Annotated in this window: 14 protein-coding genes and 1 pseudogene; 13 read left to right on the top strand and 2 right to left on the bottom strand. The window is 68.7% G+C overall.

Going from position 1 to position 15,907, the window contains the following annotated elements; all coding sequences use genetic code 11:
- Positions 1-43: 43 nt before the first annotated feature.
- From miaB to metK, 7 genes are all read left to right on the top strand, one after another.
- Positions 44-1,396 (top strand): tRNA (N6-isopentenyl adenosine(37)-C2)-methylthiotransferase MiaB, encoded by a 1,353-nt coding sequence (miaB, locus tag G3M57_RS00105; protein ID WP_163228320.1) that lies wholly within the window; start codon positions 44-46, stop codon positions 1,394-1,396.
- Positions 1,393-2,337 carry a PhoH family protein gene (locus tag G3M57_RS00110; protein WP_056757337.1) on the top strand — a complete coding sequence of 315 codons (945 nt, stop codon included), beginning with the start codon at positions 1,393-1,395 and terminating at the stop codon, positions 2,335-2,337. The genes miaB and G3M57_RS00110 overlap by 4 nt, the downstream gene beginning before the upstream one ends.
- 18 nt (positions 2,338-2,355) lie before the next feature.
- Positions 2,356-2,814, top strand: coding sequence for an rRNA maturation RNase YbeY (ybeY, locus tag G3M57_RS00115; protein ID WP_163233611.1), 459 nt, complete (start codon positions 2,356-2,358; stop codon positions 2,812-2,814).
- A 12-nt stretch (positions 2,815-2,826) separates the two neighbouring features.
- Entirely contained in the window at positions 2,827-3,753 is a 927-nt protein-coding gene (locus G3M57_RS00120) for a hemolysin family protein (RefSeq protein WP_163228321.1), read from the top strand.
- Positions 3,750-5,333 (top strand): apolipoprotein N-acyltransferase, encoded by a 1,584-nt coding sequence (gene lnt / locus G3M57_RS00125; RefSeq protein ID WP_163228322.1) that lies wholly within the window; start codon positions 3,750-3,752, stop codon positions 5,331-5,333. Before G3M57_RS00120 ends, lnt begins: the two co-directional genes overlap by 4 nt.
- Positions 5,334-5,386: 53 nt before the next feature.
- The gene (locus G3M57_RS00130) at positions 5,387-5,821 is read left to right on the top strand and encodes a helix-turn-helix domain-containing protein (RefSeq protein WP_019848689.1); all 435 of its coding nucleotides are present in this window, start codon (positions 5,387-5,389) and stop codon (positions 5,819-5,821) included.
- Between the two features lie 113 nt (positions 5,822-5,934).
- On the top strand, positions 5,935-7,158 hold the full coding sequence (gene metK / locus G3M57_RS00135; RefSeq protein WP_056757324.1) for a methionine adenosyltransferase: 1,224 nt from the start codon (positions 5,935-5,937) through the stop codon (positions 7,156-7,158).
- 81 nt (positions 7,159-7,239) lie between these two features.
- Here the strand turns inward: metK and G3M57_RS27280 are convergent.
- A pseudogene (locus G3M57_RS27280) lies at positions 7,240-7,334 on the bottom strand (hypothetical protein).
- A 62-nt stretch (positions 7,335-7,396) separates the two neighbouring features.
- Between G3M57_RS27280 and trmB the strand changes: the two are divergent.
- Entirely contained in the window at positions 7,397-8,077 is a 681-nt protein-coding gene (trmB, locus tag G3M57_RS00140) for a tRNA (guanosine(46)-N7)-methyltransferase TrmB (protein ID WP_163228323.1), read from the top strand.
- A gap of 146 nt (positions 8,078-8,223) precedes the next feature.
- Here the strand turns inward: trmB and ppa are convergent, their stop codons facing one another.
- Positions 8,224-8,757, bottom strand: a complete 534-nt coding sequence (gene ppa, locus G3M57_RS00145) for an inorganic diphosphatase (RefSeq protein ID WP_019848686.1) — start codon at positions 8,755-8,757, stop codon at positions 8,224-8,226.
- A 363-nt stretch (positions 8,758-9,120) separates the two neighbouring features.
- On the opposite strand from ppa, the gene G3M57_RS00150 reads away from it, so the two are divergent.
- From G3M57_RS00150 to infB, 5 genes are all read left to right on the top strand, one after another.
- Positions 9,121-9,378 (top strand): hypothetical protein, encoded by a 258-nt coding sequence (locus tag G3M57_RS00150; protein ID WP_163228324.1) that lies wholly within the window; start codon positions 9,121-9,123, stop codon positions 9,376-9,378.
- Between the two features lie 164 nt (positions 9,379-9,542).
- Entirely contained in the window at positions 9,543-10,175 is a 633-nt protein-coding gene (rimP, locus tag G3M57_RS00155; RefSeq protein ID WP_163228325.1) for a ribosome maturation factor RimP, read from the top strand.
- Positions 10,176-10,177: 2 nt separating this feature from the next.
- Positions 10,178-11,854 (top strand): transcription termination factor NusA, encoded by a 1,677-nt coding sequence (gene nusA / locus G3M57_RS00160; protein WP_056757315.1) that lies wholly within the window; start codon positions 10,178-10,180, stop codon positions 11,852-11,854.
- Positions 11,855-11,908: 54 nt separating this feature from the next.
- Positions 11,909-12,574: an RNA-binding protein gene (locus G3M57_RS00165; RefSeq protein ID WP_163228326.1), complete on the top strand. Its 666-nt coding sequence runs from the start codon at positions 11,909-11,911 to the stop codon at positions 12,572-12,574.
- Positions 12,575-12,763: 189 nt separating this feature from the next.
- Positions 12,764-15,865 (top strand): translation initiation factor IF-2, encoded by a 3,102-nt coding sequence (gene infB / locus G3M57_RS00170; protein WP_056757308.1) that lies wholly within the window; start codon positions 12,764-12,766, stop codon positions 15,863-15,865.
- Positions 15,866-15,907 lie beyond the last annotated feature (42 nt).

The following is a 15,907-nucleotide window of genomic DNA, read 5'->3' on the forward strand; positions in this document are numbered from 1 at the left end:
CCACGTCCTTGCAGGATCGCCCCCTCGCGCTCATAACGCCCCGATGAGCGAGACCCCGCAAAAGCGCCTCTATATCAAGACCTACGGCTGTCAGATGAACGTCTATGACAGCGAGCGCATGGCCGATGTCCTGCGTCCGCTGGGCTATGGCGTGGTCGACGATCCCGAAGGGGCCGATCTGGTGGTGCTCAACACCTGCCACATCCGCGAGAAGGCCACCGAGAAGGTCTATTCGGAACTGGGCTACATCAAGCAGATGAAGGGCCGCAAGGCCGAGGCCGGCGGCCGGATGACCATCGCCGTGGCCGGCTGCGTGGCCCAGGCCGAGGGCAAGGAGATCATGCATCGCCAGCCGGCGGTCGATCTCGTCGTCGGGCCTCAGGCCTATCACCAGCTGCCCGAGCTGATCGCCCGCGCCCACCGGGCCACCGGCGAGCGGCTGTCGGCCGACTTCGCCGCCGACGAGAAGTTCGACGCCCTGCCCGCCGAGCGCCAGGTGAGCGGCGTCACCGCCTTCCTGACCGTGCAGGAGGGCTGCGACAAGTTCTGCACCTTCTGCGTGGTGCCCTACACCCGCGGCGGGGAATGGTCGCGGCCGCCGGAAGCCATCGAGGACGAGGCCAGACGCCTGGCCGACCAGGGCGTGCGCGAGGTCACCCTGCTGGGCCAGAACGTCAACGCCTATGACGGCGGCGGCTATACCCTGGCCCGGCTGGTGCGCCGGCTGGCCAAGATCCCGGGCCTGGACCGCATCCGCTACACCACCAGCCATCCGCGCGACATGGGCGACGACCTGATCGAGGCCCACGGCGAGCTGCCCGAGTTGATGCCCTATCTGCACCTGCCGGTGCAGGCGGGCAGCGACAAGATCCTCAAGGCGATGAACCGCGACCACACGGCCGAAAGCTATGTGCGGCTGGTCGAGAAGATCCGCGCTGCGCGGCCCGACATCGCCATGAGCGGCGACTTCATCGTCGGCTTCCCCGGCGAGCGCGACGGCGATTTCGACAAGACGCTGGAGCTGGTTCGCGAGGTCGGCTTCGCCAGCGCCTTCTCGTTCAAATATTCGCGCCGCCCCGGCACCCCGGCCTCGGCCATGCCGGGCCAGGTGGACGAAGCGGTCAAGGCCGAGCGCCTGGATCGCCTCAACGCCCTGCTCGACCAGCAGCAGAAGGCGTTCAACGCCCTGCAGGTCGGCAAGGTCATGCCGGTGCTGTTCGAGAAAAAAGGCCGCAATCCCGGTCAAATCGTCGGCCGCAGTCCCTATCTGCAAGCCGTGCACGCGGTGGGCCCCGACAGCCTGCTGGGCCAGATCGTTCCTGTCCGCATCGAGTCGTCCGCCAAGATGAGCCTGGGCGGGGTGCTCGAGACCCAACATCTCCCGGAGCCCGCTTGAGCCGTACGCCTGAGTTCCTGCCCCTGTCCGACACCGCCGTGCGCGCCGTTTCCGGCCCGAACGGCCGTCACGCCGCCCTGATCGAGGACGCCTTCAAGGTGCTGATCGAGACCCCGGGCGGCGGGGTGACGATCACCGGCGACGTCAAGGGCCGCTCCAGCGCCAAGCGGGCGATCGTCGCCCTGGCCGACCGGGCCGACGCCGACGACGAGGTGGTCGAGGCCGACGTGCGGGTGGCGGTGGGCGAGGCCCACAGCGCCGGCGGCCAGGCCTCGCCCCGCGCCGTGCGCAAGGGCAACGTCTCGCCCAAGACCAAGGGCCAGGCCCGCTACATGGAGGCCATGGCCAGCCACCCGCTGTGCTTTGGTCTGGGCCCCGCCGGCACCGGCAAGACCTTCCTGGCCGTCGCCCAGGGCGCGGGCATGCTGCTGCGCGGCGAGGTCGATCGCCTGATCGTCACCCGCCCCGCGGTCGAGGCCGGCGAGAAGCTGGGCTTCCTGCCAGGCGACCTGAACGAGAAGGTCGACCCCTACATGGCGCCGGTCTGGGAGGCCCTGACCGACATCATGGGCGCCGACCAGCTGCGCCGCCGCCGCGAGAAGCTGGAGATCGAGGTCGCCCCGATCGCCTTCATGCGCGGCCGCACCCTGGCTCATGCGTTCGTCATCGTCGACGAGGCCCAGAACTGCTCGCGCCTGCAGATGAAGATGGTCCTGACCCGGCTGGGCGAAGGCGCGCGGATGGTGGTGACGGGCGACCCGACCCAGGTCGACCTGCTGAACCCCCGCGACTCCGGCCTGGCCCACGCGGTGTCGATCCTGGAAGGCGTCGAGGGCGTGGCGGTGTCGCGCTTCACCTCGGCCGACGTGGTCCGCCACCCGCTGGTCGAGCGCATCGTCAAGGCCTACGACGCCGACGCCCTGCAGACCACGACCCGCTAGATGACGATCACGGTCGACATCGAGATCGAGGACGAGGCCTGGACCCAGGCCGAGCCCGAGGTCGAGGCCCTGGTCTGGCGCGCCGCCCAGGCGGTGCTGGACGCCCACGAAGACGTCGAGGGCGGGGGCATCGTCATTCTGCTGGCCGACGACGACAGCGTCCAGGCGCTGAACCGCGACTTTCGCCAGAAGGACTACGCGACCAACGTGCTGTCCTTCCCCTCGCCCCCCAATCCGGAGGGCCAGATCGGCGACATCGCCCTGGCGTTCGGGGTGTGCCAGCGCGAAGCGGTCGAGCAAGGCAAGCCCCTCGCGCACCACTTGCAACATCTGGTGGCGCACGGGGTGCTTCATCTCTTAGGATACGACCATCAGGACGACGCCGAGGCCGAGGCGATGGAAGCGTTCGAGCGCGAGATCCTCGCGGGCTTGGACATTCCCGACCCCTATGCCGAACCCGCGTCCCCAGAGGGATAACCAAGCCAGGGCATGCCCAGCGACGACCAGAGTTCCACGCCCGCCGGCCCGGCTCGCCTGAGTCGGGGCCTGCGGGCGTTCTTCCGCAAGATGCGCAAGGACCTGGCGGGCCGCGGCGTGCCGGGCCTGGCCGAGGCCCCGCGTCCGGCCGATCCGTCCATGGTCCACGAGGTCGACATGGTCGACCAGGCCGAGGCCTTCCAGAGCCTGCGGGTGGCCGACGTGATGACCCCGCGCGCCGACATCGTGGCGGTCGAGGTGTCGACGGCGTTCGAGGCGCTGGTGGCCCAGTTCACCGAGGCCGAGCACTCGCGGATGCCGATCTATCGCGAGACCCTGGACGATCCGGTCGGCGTGGTTCACGTCAAGGACGTGTTCCGCCTGCTGGCCGATGACGACAAGCGCCCGGGTCCCACCGACCAGATCCTGCACCGGCTGCGGCGCGAGGCGCTGTACGTGCCGGCCTCGATGCGGGCGGCCGACCTGTTGCTGCGCATGCGCACCAGCCGTATCCACATGGCCCTGGTCATCGACGAGTTCGGCGGCACCGACGGCCTGGTGACCATGGAGGACCTGATCGAGGCGGTGGTCGGCGAGATCGACGACGAGCACGACGACGCCCAGGTGTCCAACATCGTCGCCCGTCCCGGTGGCCTGTTCGAGGTCGACGCCCGCGCGCCGCTGGAGGACCTGGAGGCCGCCCTCGACCGCGACCTGGCCCCGCCGGACATGGAAGAGGACATCGACACCGTCGCTGGTCTGGTGGTGGCCCTGGCCGGCCGCGTGCCGCAGCGCGGCGAGGTGATCGCCCATCCGGCCGGCTTTGATCTGGAAGTGGTCGAGGCCGATCCGCGTCGCGTGCGCCGGGTGCGGGTGCGCCCCGTCGTCGCCCCGGAGGCCGAGGCGACCGACCCGCCCGGACGCGTGGCCGCTTCGTGACCCTGCCGGCCTTGCCGAAGCTGACGCCGTGGCGCGCCCGGGCCCTGGCCCTGCTGGCGGGCCTGGCCGCCGCCCTGGCCCATCCGCCGTTCGGGATCCTGCCGGGCCTGCTGGGCTATGCCGCGCTTCTCTGGCTGCTGGACGCGATCGACGGTCCACGGCCCCTGCGCTCGGCCTTCTTTCGCGGCTGGCTGGCGGGGCTCGCCTATTTCGGTCTCGGCACCTGGTGGATCGCCGAGGCCTTTATGGTCGACGCCGCCAACCAGGGCTGGATGGCGCCGTTCGCCGTCGCCGCCATGGCCGCCGGGATGGCGCTGTTCTGGGGTTTGGCGGCGATGCTCTATCGCCTGGTCCGCCCCCCCGGCGTGCGCCGAGTGCTGGTGTTCGCCGGAGCCTATGCGGCCCTGGAATGGACGCGCGGCCATGTCCTGACCGGCTTTCCCTGGAACCTGCCGGGCGAGACCTGGAAGGCGGGCTCGGCCGTGTCGCAGATCGCGGCCCTGGTCGGCGCCTACGGCCTGACCTGGATCACCCTGGCCATCGCCGCGGCTCCGGCCGTCTGGCGTGATGGTCGACGCGGCCGGATCGCGGTCGGGGCGGCCCTCGCCGGCCTGATCGTGCTCTTCGCCGGCGGGTGGCTGCTGCGCGCCGCGCCGGCGCCGGCCGCCGGTCAATCGCCCACCACCGTCCGTATCGTCCAGGCCGACATCCCGCAGGAATCCAAGTGGGACGAGCGGCGGTTCGCCCAGATCGTCCAGGCCTATGTCTCGCTGACCGCCAAGCCGTACGCTGGCAAGCCCGCCGACCTCGTGGTCTGGCCCGAGGGCGCCCTGCCGCTGGCGATCAACGACTACATGGTCCCCGGCAGCTGGGTGCGGCAGGCCATCGTCGACGCCCTCAAGCCCGGCCAACTGATGCTGCTGGGCGGCTATCGCTACGAGGGGACGCCCGACAAGCCGGTCTATTACAACAGCCTGGTCGCCCTGCGGCGCACGGCCGGCGACGTCGAGGTGGTGGGGATTTACGACAAGCACCGCCTGGTGCCGTTCGGCGAATACCTGCCAGCCGACGCCCTGATGACGAAGCTGGGCGTCAAGAGCATGGCTCACCTGGGCGACGGCTTCGCCACCGGGCCGGCGCCCCGGCCGTTGCGGATCGCCCCGAACCTGCTGGTCCAGCCGCTGATCTGCTACGAAAGCCTGTTCCCGCGCCTGGCCGAGCCGGCGCCGGGCGTACGGGCCATCATCAATGTCTCCAACGACGCCTGGTTCGGCGTGACGTCCGGGCCGCTGCAGCACCTGAACCTGGCCAGTTACCGGGCGATCGAGACAGGCCTGCCGTTGATCCGCGCGACCCCCACCGGCGTCTCCGCCCTGATCGACGCCCAGGGGCGGATCCTGCCTGGCGCCCGCCTGGATCTTGGCGAATCAGGCGTGATCGACGGTAATGCGCCCTATGTCGGCTCGCCGACTCTGTTTTCCAGGCTGGGGCACTGGCCGTTCGGAGTGCTGCTTTTGGTTTCATTCGCCGCCGCGATTCGCTTTCCAGGGGGTCGGCGCTTGGAAAAAGTCCCGAACTGAAACAGACAGGCTTCCAGATATCCGTGGCTTTTTCCCCCAAGTGATTGAACGGCATGAACACGACCTCTGACCAAGACCGCTCCCCCAACCCGATCGACCTGCACGTCGGCGCCCGCATCCGCATGCGGCGCAAGATACTCGGCGTCAGCCAGGAGCGTCTGGCCGATGACCTGGGCCTGACCTTCCAGCAGGTGCAGAAGTACGAGCGCGGCGCCAACCGCGTCAGCGCTTCCAAGCTGTACGAGATCGCCAAGAGCCTGCAGTCGTCGGTGTCCTACTTCTTCGAAGGCCTGGCCGACCCGACCGACGTCGACGGTTTCGAGGAAAACGGCTCCGAGCAGTTCGTGCACGATTTCCTGATGACTCCGGAAGGCCTTGAGCTGGCCGCGCTGTTCCCGCGCATCGGCAAATCCCGTGTCCGTCGGCGCATCCTCGACCTCGTCCGGTCGATGGCGGATGAACTGATCGAGGAAGAGCCGGAAGCCTGATCGGCGAAAGCAGGCCAGGGCGGCTTGCGGACATAAACATATCTTTATATGTTCGTGACTAGTTCCTTCGGGCAGACCGTCCGAACGGGCGTCGTCATGTCCGGAGCTGACCCTTGAGCCGTTCTTCCTACATCTTCACCAGCGAAAGCGTTTCCGAAGGCCATCCGGACAAGGTCGCCGATCGGATCAGCGACACCGTGGTCGACGCCTTCCTGAGCGTCGACCCGGAGGCGCGCGTCGCCTGCGAGACCCTGGTGACCACCAACCGCATCGTCCTGGCGGGCGAAGTGCGGGCCGGCAAGCCGGGCGGCGACAAGGCCGCCAACAAGCAGCTGACCAAGGACATCCTCAAGTCGCTGGAGCCCAAGGTCCGGGCGGCGATCAAGGACATCGGCTACGAGCAGAAGGGCTTCCACTGGGAGAAGGCCAAGTACGCCAACTATCTGCACGGCCAGTCGGCGCACATCGCCCAGGGCGTCGACGCCTCGGACAAGAAGGACGAAGGCGCCGGCGACCAGGGCATCATGTTCGGTTACGCCAGCACCGAGACCCCTGAGCTGATGCCGGCCACGCTGCAATACAGCCACAACATCCTCAGCCGCCTGGCCCAGCTGCGCCACTCGGGCGAGCTGTCGGAGCTGGAACCCGACGCCAAGAGCCAGGTGACCCTGGAATATGACGGCGCCGGCAAGCCGGTCCGGGTGGTCTCGATCGTGGTCTCGCACCAACACAAGAAGAAGATCGGCGGCAAGACCCCGACCTCCAAGCGCGTGCTGGACCTGATCAAGCCGCACATCCTGCCGATCTTCCCGGACGGCCTGATCACCAAGAAGACCCAGTGGCTGGTCAACCCGACCGGCCGCTTCGAGATCGGCGGCCCGGACGGCGACGCCGGCGTCACCGGTCGCAAGATCATCGTCGACACCTACGGCGGCGCGGCCCCGCACGGCGGCGGCGCCTTCTCGGGCAAGGATCCGACCAAGGTCGACCGTTCGGCCGCCTATGCCTGCCGTTACCTGGCCAAGAACGTCGTGGCCGCGGGCCTGGCCGACCGCTGCACCATCCAGATCGCCTACGCGATCGGCGTCGCCCAGCCCGTGTCGTTCCACGTCGACCTGCACGGCACCGGCAAGGTCGATCCGGCCCAGCTGGAAAAGCTGCTGCCGCAACTGATCGGCGGCGCCACCCCGCGTTCGATCCGCGAGCACCTGCAGCTGAACAAGCCGATCTACGCCCGCACCGCCGCCTACGGCCACTTCGGCCGCACGCCGGACAACGAGGGCGGCTTCTCGTGGGAGAAGACCGACCTGGTGTCGGAGCTGAAGGGCCTGGCCTAGGCCTGAAACCATCCGGGGACAGGCGCGTGCGCCTGTCCCCGACCGTTCAACGGGCCTCGATCATGCGATCGGGGCCCGTTTTCATTGAGGCCCTGCGTCCTTCGAGGCCCGCTGCACGGGCGCCTCAGGATGAGGAGCGCTTTGCTGAATGCCTCATCCTGAGGTGCGAGGCGCAGCCGAGCCTCGAAGGGCGCAGGGCCGCTGGCCTCCCGCGACGATGACCGCTAAGACGCCGCCCATGACCCATCCCCAACAGCCCCATGGGCCGCTGCGCTCGTTCGGCCGCCTGAAGTCGCGCCCCGTCAAGCCGCGCCAGCAGGCCCTGCTCGACAGCCTGCTGCCGACGATCGCCGTGCCGACCATGCCGTTCCAGCCCCGCGAACTGATGCCGGACGCCACGGAAGTCTGGCTGGAGATCGGCTTCGGCGGCGGCGAGCACATGGCGGCCCAGGCCGGCAAGCGACCCGACGTGCTGCTGATCGGGGCCGAGCCCTTCGTCAACGGCGTGGCCAGCGCCGTCCGCCATGTCGAGGAGCAAGGGCTGAAGAACGTCCGCATCCACGAGGGCGACGCCCGCGACGTGGTTGGCTGGCTGCCGGACGCCAGTATCGACCGGCTGTTCATCATGTTCCCCGACCCATGGCACAAGGCCCGGCACAACAAGCGCCGCCTGGTCCAGCCGGCCTTCGTGGCCGAACTGGCGCGGGTGCTGAAGCCGGGGGCCGCCTTCCGCTTCGCCACCGACTGGGCCGACTATGCCGAGTGGACCATCGAGCGGCTGCTGGCCGATCCGGCCTTCCGCTTCGCCGACGAGGCCGCCGACCGCAACGCCGTCCCGGCCGACCACGTCACCACGCGCTATGAGGAAAAGAAGCTGGGCGACTGCGCGCCGGTGTTCCTGGATTTCGTCAGGAAATAGCGGCGGGGGCTTGCCCCCACCTGACCGTTTCGCGGCCTGTCCGCCCCCAGAGGGGGCGGAGCCGGATGCGCGAGGCTCTTCCCCCTCTGGGGGGGAGCGCCGAAGGCGCGGAGGGGGCAAGTTTCCCTGCTCCCTCCGGAAGAATTTCAGTAGTTCTCGTCGTGGCGCTTGATCGCGGCGCGGATGATCTCGGCGGTTTCCTCCGGATCGGCCCAGCCGGTGATCTTGGTCGACTTGCCCTTTTCCAGGTCCTTGTAGTGCTGGAAGAAGTGGGCGATCTGCTCGGTCAGGATCACCGGCAGGTCGCGCCAGCTCGACACGCCCGTATAGAACGGGTGCAGCTTGTCGACCGGGACAGCCAGGATCTTCTCGTCAGAACCGGCCTCGTCGACCATCATCAGGGCGCCGATCGGGCGGCAGCGGATGATCGCGCCGGGCACCACCGGGGTCGGACCCACCACCATGATGTCGGCCGGATCGCCGTCGTCGGCCAGGGTGTGCGGGATGAAGCCGTAATTGGCCGGGTAGAACATCGCCGTGTGCAGGAAGCGGTCGACCATCAGCGCTCCGCTGGCCTTGTCGATCTCGTACTTCACCGGCTCGCCGCCTTGCGGGATCTCGATGACGGCGTTCAGGTCGTACGGCGGGTTGACGCCGACGGCGATCTTGGAGAGGTCCATTGTGACTCTTCGTTTTGGGATAGGTCCCGCGGGGAGGCGAGCCTGCGCGGGGGCGCTTATAGGCCGGAAATGCTGCGCCGCGGAAGCCCGTTACGGCGATGGATGCGGCCAAGCTTCTGATCTAGGCTGAATTCATGACCTGGAACCGCCTCTCGCTGGCCTTGCTGATCACTGTCCTGGCGCCGACCCTGGCCTGGTCGCAGGTCGAGGATTGGCACGTGAAGGTCCGAGCCCGGGCAGGCCTGCCGGCAAGCAGCGCGGAGGGCCAGGTTCGGATCTTCAGCGAGGGATGGCTCACGGGCGGCGGCGAGACGAGCCTGGTGGCGCGCCGCGACGGGCAAGGGCCGCTGGAGAGTGTCTCGCGTGACGGGTTTCAGGAAGACCAGCGAGCGACATTGGCGTCTCAACGCGCAGGAGGGCGCGGCGCTGGAGGCCCTGCTCGACGATCCCGCCGCGCTGGTCGAGACGCCGCCGCCGCCGGAGCAGGATCATTGCCTGGACCCGCCCTCGGCCGATCTGGAAGTTCGTTGGCGCGGTCGGGCGGAGCGGATCTCTCAGACGTGCGGGCCCTGGGGCGCGGTGGCGCGCGTCGAAACGCTTCTGACGGCGGGTCGCGACTAGGGTCTTCCAACCGTCCGAACATCGCGCTATATAGGTCCTACATCGTCCGTCAGCGCTGATAGCGCTTTCGAGCGGCGGCCCGAAAGGCTGCCGCTTTTTCTTTGGCCGCTCGCCAGCTTGGCTTTTAGCCGGCGCCCGGACGGCCCAGTGAGTTGAGAGACCCTTTGCGCGGCAAGACGCAGGAAGATATCGGTCTGGTCGAATTGCTCGATCCCGTCGCCGAGTCCGTCGGCTACGAGATCGTCCGCCTGCGCCTGATGGGCGGGGCCGAGCAGCGTCGCCTCCAGATCATGGCTGAACGTCCGGATGGCGACATGAACGTCGAGGATTGCGCCCGTCTGTCGCGCGCCATTTCCGAGATCATGGACGCCGCAGACCCGATCAGCGGCGAATACACCCTGGAAGTCTCCAGCCCGGGCGTCGACCGCCCCCTGACCCGGCTGAAAGACTTCGACACCTATGCCGGCCTGGAGATCCGCATCGAGCTGGACCGGGTCGCCGAGGGCCGCAAGCGCTTCAAGGGCGAGCTGGCCGGCGTCGAGGACGGCCAGGTGGGCCTGAACCTCGAGGGCGAGGACGACACCACCGTCTATTTCCCGTTCGAATGGATCGTCGACGCCAAGCTGGTGTTGAACGACGAGCTGATGAAGCGCGGCGCCCAGCAGCGCGCCGCCCGCGTGGGCGCCGAAGGCGAAGACGCAAACGAAGATGATGTCGGAGCAGAGGGCGACGACGACCAAGATCTCGGCGACGACGCCGAAGACGATATTGACCTGTCCGAAAGTGAAGAGGACTGACCATGGCCATCGGCATTTCCGCCAACCGCCTCGAGCTGCTGCAGATCGCCGACGCGGTCGCGCGTGAAAAGGGCATCGAGAAGGAAGTCGTCATCGAGGCGATCGAGGACGCCCTGCAGAAGGCCGCCCGGGCTCGCTACGGCGCCGAGCACGACATCCGCGTCAAGATCGATCCGCGCACCGGCGAGACCACCCAGAAGCGGGTGATCGAGGTCGTGTCGGACGACTTCGAGCTGGAAGGCGAGATCGGCAAGGTCCAGCTGTCGTCGGCCAAGCGCACCTGGCGTGACGCCGAGATCGGCAAGATCTACGAGGAAACCCTGCCGCCGTTCGAGATCGGCCGCGTGCAGACCCAGATGGCTCGCCAGGTCGTCATGCACAAGGTTCGCGAAGCCGAGCGCGAGCGCCAGTACGACGAGTACAAGGATCGCGCCGGCGAGATCGTCAACGGCAGCGTCAAGCGTGTCGAATACGGCAACGTGATCGTCGACCTGGGCCGCGGCGAAGGCATCATGCGCCGCGACCAGTCGATCCCGCGCGAGAACTTCAACGTCGGCGACCGCATCCGCGCCTACATCTACGACGTCCGCCGCGAGACCAAGGGTCCGCAGATCATGCTGAGCCGCGCCCACGGCGGCTTCATGGCCAAGCTGTTCGCGCAGGAAGTGCCGGAGGTCTACGACGGCGTCATCGAGATCCGCGCCGTGGCCCGCGACCCGGGCTCGCGCGCCAAGATGGCGGTGATCTCCAACGACAGCAGCATCGACCCGGTCGGCGCCTGCGTCGGCATGCGCGGTTCGCGCGTCCAGGCCGTGGTCGCCGAGCTGCAGGGCGAGAAGATCGACATCATCCAGTGGTCGGAAGACGAGGCCACCTTCATCGTCAACGCCCTGGCCCCCGCCGAGGTGTCCAAGGTCGTCATGGACGAGGAGGACGAGCGCGTCGAAGTGGTGGTGCCCGACGAGCAGCTGTCGCTGGCCATCGGCCGTCGCGGCCAGAACGTCCGCCTGGCCAGCCAGCTGACCAGCTGGCAGATCGACATCATGACCGAAAGCCAGGAAAGCGAGCGCCGCCAGCGCGAGTTCTCCGAGCGCACGGCCCTGTTCCAGGAAGCCCTGGACGTCGACGAGGTCATCGCCCAGCTGCTGGTCACCGAAGGCTTCGCGGCCGTCGAGGACGTCGCCTATGTCGAGCCGCACGAGATCGCGGCTATCGAAGGCTTCGACGACGAGACCGCCGACGAACTGCAGACCCGCGCGCGCGAGTTCCTGGAGAAGGAGGCCGCCGCCCTGGACGCCAAGCGCCTGGAGCTCGGCGTCGAGGACGGCCTGCTGGAGATCGAGGGCGTCACCCTGCCGGTGGCCGTGGCCCTGGGCGAGGGCGACGTGAAGTCGGTCGAGGACCTGGCCGGCCTGATCCCCGACGACCTGCGCGGTTGGTTCGAGACCAAGGACGGCGAGCGCACCCGCGAAGCCGGCATCCTGGACAGCTTCAACCTGTCGCCGGAAGACGCCGAGGCGCTGATCATGCGCGCCCGGATCGTCATGGGCTGGGTCGAGGCCCCGCCCGAGCCGGAATATGTCGAGGAAGAGGGCGAGTTCGAGGAAGAGGCGGGTGAAGCGCCGGCCGAAGCTTCGGACGAGGCCGTCGAAGAGACCGAAGAAACCAAGGAAGACTGATCCAGGAACCGGGCCTCCCACGAAAGTGCGAGGCCCGGTGTTTTCTAGAGCCGCATGACCGAAGCCGACACGCCCTTTACCCCGGTGGCCAAGACCCACGCCGAAGCCAACCGCCAGCGCAAGGACATCGTCCTGGGCGAGGCGACGGACGAGGCGCGCCTGGTGCGGTTCGTGGCCGGGCCGGATGGGGCGGTGGTTCCGGACGTGGCGCGCAAGCTGCCTGGCCGCGGCATGTGGGTGGAGGCGACCCGCGAAGCGGTGACGACCGCCGCCAAGAAGGGTCTGTTCTCGCGCTCGGCCAAGACCAAGCTGACCGCGCCGGCCGACCTGGCCGATCACGTGGAACGCCTGTTGGCCCGGCGAGTTCTGGACGGACTGGGTCTTGCGCGGCGCGGCGGAACGATTATCTCAGGCTTCGAAAAGGTCTCCGCGGCCCTGGCTTCGGGAAAGACCGCCTGGTTGATCGAGGCGTCCGACGGCGCCGACGACGGTCGCCGAAAGATTCTCACCGCGGTCCACAAGGCCCCGAACAGCCCCAAAGTCTGCGGGATGTTCACGTCCGATGAATTGGGTTTGGCCTTGGGCGGGGAGAATGTGATACACACGGCGCTCCTTGCCGGGCGCGGCACTGATCGCTGGACTTTGGACGTCGAGCGGTTATCAGGCTTTCGCCCACTCCTTCCCTCGAGTTGGTCGGCGAGTTGGCGCGAGGAGCCCTAGGCCCTGGCCTCGACGAATGGCTTTCATTCGTCGGCGACAGCGGTCTGGAACTTGAAATGAGGAGCGTGATCCGCTCCTGAGTGAAGGGTCGGGAAACGCGCTTCCTTCGGGAAGTACGTCCAGGCCCCTTTCTCGTATGGATCAAACGGTTTTTGGCCGGCTCCCGCCGGCGGAAGTACAAGCGAGCGCATGAGCGACGAGAACGAAAACGGTCGGCCTGGTTCCAACCCCGGCGGGCGAGCGCCTATCACGCTGAAGCCCCGTCAGGGGTCGGTCAGCGCCGGCGTCGTGAAGCAGAGCTTCAGCCACGGCCGCACCAAGACGGTGGTGGTTGAAACCAAGCGCGTGCGTCCGCACGCGCCGCCGGCCGGCAATCTAGCCGCGCCGTCATCGGCCGAGCGCCGTCAGGGCGAGGCCCCGCGTCCGCAGTCCCAAGGCGGCGGCCAGGGCGGCTCCGCCGGCGGCCTGTCGCAAAGCGAGATGGTGGCCCGCCAGCGCGCCATCGAGGCGGCCCGCGAGCAGCAGGAACGCCAGGCGGCTGAACGTCGCGCCGCCGAGGCCCGCGCCGCGGCCGCCGAAGCCGCGGCCCGCGAAGCCGCCGCCAAGGCTGCTGCAGCCGCCAAGGTCGCCGCCGCGTCGCCAGCGGCGCCCACGCCGACCGCCCAGGCGCCCGCCGCGCCGGTGGCTCAGGCGCCGGCCGCTCCCACGCCTCAGGCGTCCACTCCCGCGCCTCAGGCGCCCACGCCCCAGGCTCCGACGCCGGCTCCCGCCGCGCCGCCGGTCCGCGCCGAGGCTCCGCGCCCGACGCCGACCCCGGCCGCCGGCCAGACTCGCACCTACGAGCCCAGCCGCGACCGGCGCGACGATCGCTCGTCGACCACCACCTACCGCCCGGGCCCGGGCTCGCAGGGTGATCGCCCGCAAGGCGACCGTCCCCAGGGCGATCGTCCCAACTTCGCGGACCGGCCGTTCAACCAGCGCGCCCCGCGCCAGGACGGCCCGTACAACCAGCGCACCCCGCGTCCCGACGCCGGCGGCCCGCCGCGCGGTCCCCGTCCCGAGGGCGGCTTCCGCAACGACCGTCCGCAGGGCGACCGGCCGCAAGGCGATCGTCCCCAGGGCGACCGTCCGACCCAGACCGTCCGCTATTCGGCCCTGGCCCCGCGCCCGGCGCCCGGCGCCCGTCCGGGTCCTGGTGGTCCGCGCGGCGCCCGTCCGGGCGTCCCGGCCCAGGCTCCGGCCACGCCCGAGATCCAGCGCGCCACGCGCTCGGCCCCCCGCCCCGGCGGCGACGTCAGCCGTCGCCCGGACGAGGAGGACGATCGTCGCAAGGCCGCCGCCCCCGGCAAGGCGGTCAGCCGCGCCAAGGGCGCTCCGGTTCGCCGCGAAGGGCGCCTGACCATCCAGACCGTGGCCGGCGACGGAGATTCCGCCGACCGTATGCGCTCGCTGGCCTCGGTTCGCCGGGCCCGTGAACGCGAAAAGGAAAAGCGCCGCGGCGGTCCCGCCGACGTGGTCAAGGTCAGCCGCGAAGTGGTCATTCCCGACGTCATCACCGTGCAGGAGCTGTCCAACCGGATGGCCGTGCGCGGCGTCGAGATCATCAAGTTCCTGATGCGTCAGGGCGTGATGCTGAAGATCAACGACGTCATCGACAACGACACCGCCGAACTGGTGGCGACCGAGTTCGGTCACACCGTGCGCCGCGTGTCGGAAGCCGACGTCGAGGAAGGCTTCATCGGCGCCGAGGACATCGACGATCACCTGGAGCCCCGGCCCCCGGTCGTCACCGTCATGGGTCACGTCGACCACGGCAAGACCAGCCTGCTGGACGCGCTGCGCAAGGCCGACGTGGCCGGCGGCGAGCACGGCGGCATCACTCAGCACATCGGCGCCTACCAGGTGCGTCTGGAAAATGGCCAGAAGGTCACGTTCCTCGACACCCCGGGCCACGCGGCCTTCTCGCAGATGCGGGCCCGCGGCGCCAACATCACCGATATCGTCATCCTGGTGGTGGCCGGTGACGACGGCGTCATGCCGCAGACGGTCGAGGCGATCAAACACGCCCGCGCCGCCGAGGTGCCGATTATCGTGGCCGTCAACAAGATGGACAAGCCGGGCTCGGATTCGACCCGGGTGACCAACGAGCTGCTGCAACACGAGATCGTGGTCGAAAGCCTGGGCGGCGACACCCAGATCGTCGAGGTCTCGGCCAAGACCGGCCAGGGCCTGGACGAGCTGATCGAACGCATCCTGCTGCAGGCCGAGGTCCTGGACTTGAAAGCCAATCCCGACCGCACCGCCGACGGCGTGGTGATCGAGGCCAAGCTGGACAAGGGTCGCGGCGCGGTTTCGACCGTGCTGGTCAATCGCGGCACGCTGAAGCGCGGCGACATCGTCGTGGCCGGCAGCCAGTTCGGCCGGGTTCGCGCCCTGCTGAACGAGCGCAACGAGCAACTGACCGAAGCCGGTCCCGCCACCCCGGTCGAGATCCTCGGCCTGGACGGCGTGCCCTCGCCCGGCGACAGCTTCGCCGTGGTCGAGAACGAGGCCCGGGCTCGCGAGCTGACCGAGTACCGCATCCGTCTCAAGCGCGAGAAGTCGATGCACCCGGTCGGCGCGGGCGCCACCAGCATGGCCGACATGATGGCCAAGCTGCAGGACAAGAAGTACCGCGAACTGCCGCTGGTCATCAAAGCCGACGTGCAGGGCTCGGCCGAGGCGATCATCGGTTCGCTGGACGCTATGTCGACCGACGAGGTCCGCGCGCGGATCATCCTGTCGGGCGCCGGGGCGATCAGCGAAAGCGACGTGATGCTGGCCAAGGGCGCCGGCGCGCCGCTGATCGGCTTCAACGTCCGGGCCTCGGCCCAGGCGCGGGCGCTGGCCGAGCGCGAAGGGGTCGAGATCCGCTACTACGCGATCATCTACGACCTGCTGGACGACATCAAAGGCGTGCTCTCGGGCATGCTGGCCCCGATCCAGCGCGAAACCTTCCTCGGCAACGCCGAAGTCCTGCAGGCCTTCGACATCTCCAAGGTCGGCAAGATCGCCGGCTGTAAGGTCACCGAGGGCGTGGTCCGCAAGGGCGCCAAGGTCCGGATCATCCGCAACGACATCGTCGTTCTGGAACTGGGCACCCTGGCGACGCTCAAGCGCTTCAAGGACGAGGTCAACGAGGTCCCGTCCGGCCAGGAGTGCGGCATGATGTTCGCGGGCTTCCAGGATATCAAGGTCGGCGACACCATCGAGTGCTTCACCGTCGAGGAGATCAAGCGCCAGCTCGACTAGGCGTTCGATCAAGCTTCAGCTTAAAGAGAAAGGCGCGGACGA

The organism is Caulobacter rhizosphaerae (assembly GCF_010977555.1).
Lineage (GTDB): Bacteria > Pseudomonadota > Alphaproteobacteria > Caulobacterales > Caulobacteraceae > Caulobacter > Caulobacter rhizosphaerae.

What these genes read in the sequence shown, in the direction of transcription:
- G3M57_RS00130 (WP_019848689.1), top strand. Translation starts at nt 5,387, where the DNA reads ATGAACACGACCTCTGACCAAGACCGCTCCCCCAACCCGATCGACCTG.
- G3M57_RS00120 (WP_163228321.1), top strand. Translation starts at nt 2,827, where the DNA reads ATGCCCAGCGACGACCAGAGTTCCACGCCCGCCGGCCCGGCTCGCCTG.
- nusA (WP_056757315.1), top strand. Translation starts at nt 10,178, where the DNA reads ATGGCCATCGGCATTTCCGCCAACCGCCTCGAGCTGCTGCAGATCGCC.
- miaB (WP_163228320.1), top strand. Translation starts at nt 44, where the DNA reads ATGAGCGAGACCCCGCAAAAGCGCCTCTATATCAAGACCTACGGCTGT.
- infB (WP_056757308.1), top strand. Translation starts at nt 12,764, where the DNA reads ATGAGCGACGAGAACGAAAACGGTCGGCCTGGTTCCAACCCCGGCGGG.
- trmB (WP_163228323.1), top strand. Translation starts at nt 7,397, where the DNA reads ATGACCCATCCCCAACAGCCCCATGGGCCGCTGCGCTCGTTCGGCCGC.
- ppa (WP_019848686.1), bottom strand. Translation starts at nt 8,757, where the DNA reads ATGGACCTCTCCAAGATCGCCGTCGGCGTCAACCCGCCGTACGACCTG.
- G3M57_RS00165 (WP_163228326.1), top strand. Translation starts at nt 11,909, where the DNA reads ATGACCGAAGCCGACACGCCCTTTACCCCGGTGGCCAAGACCCACGCC.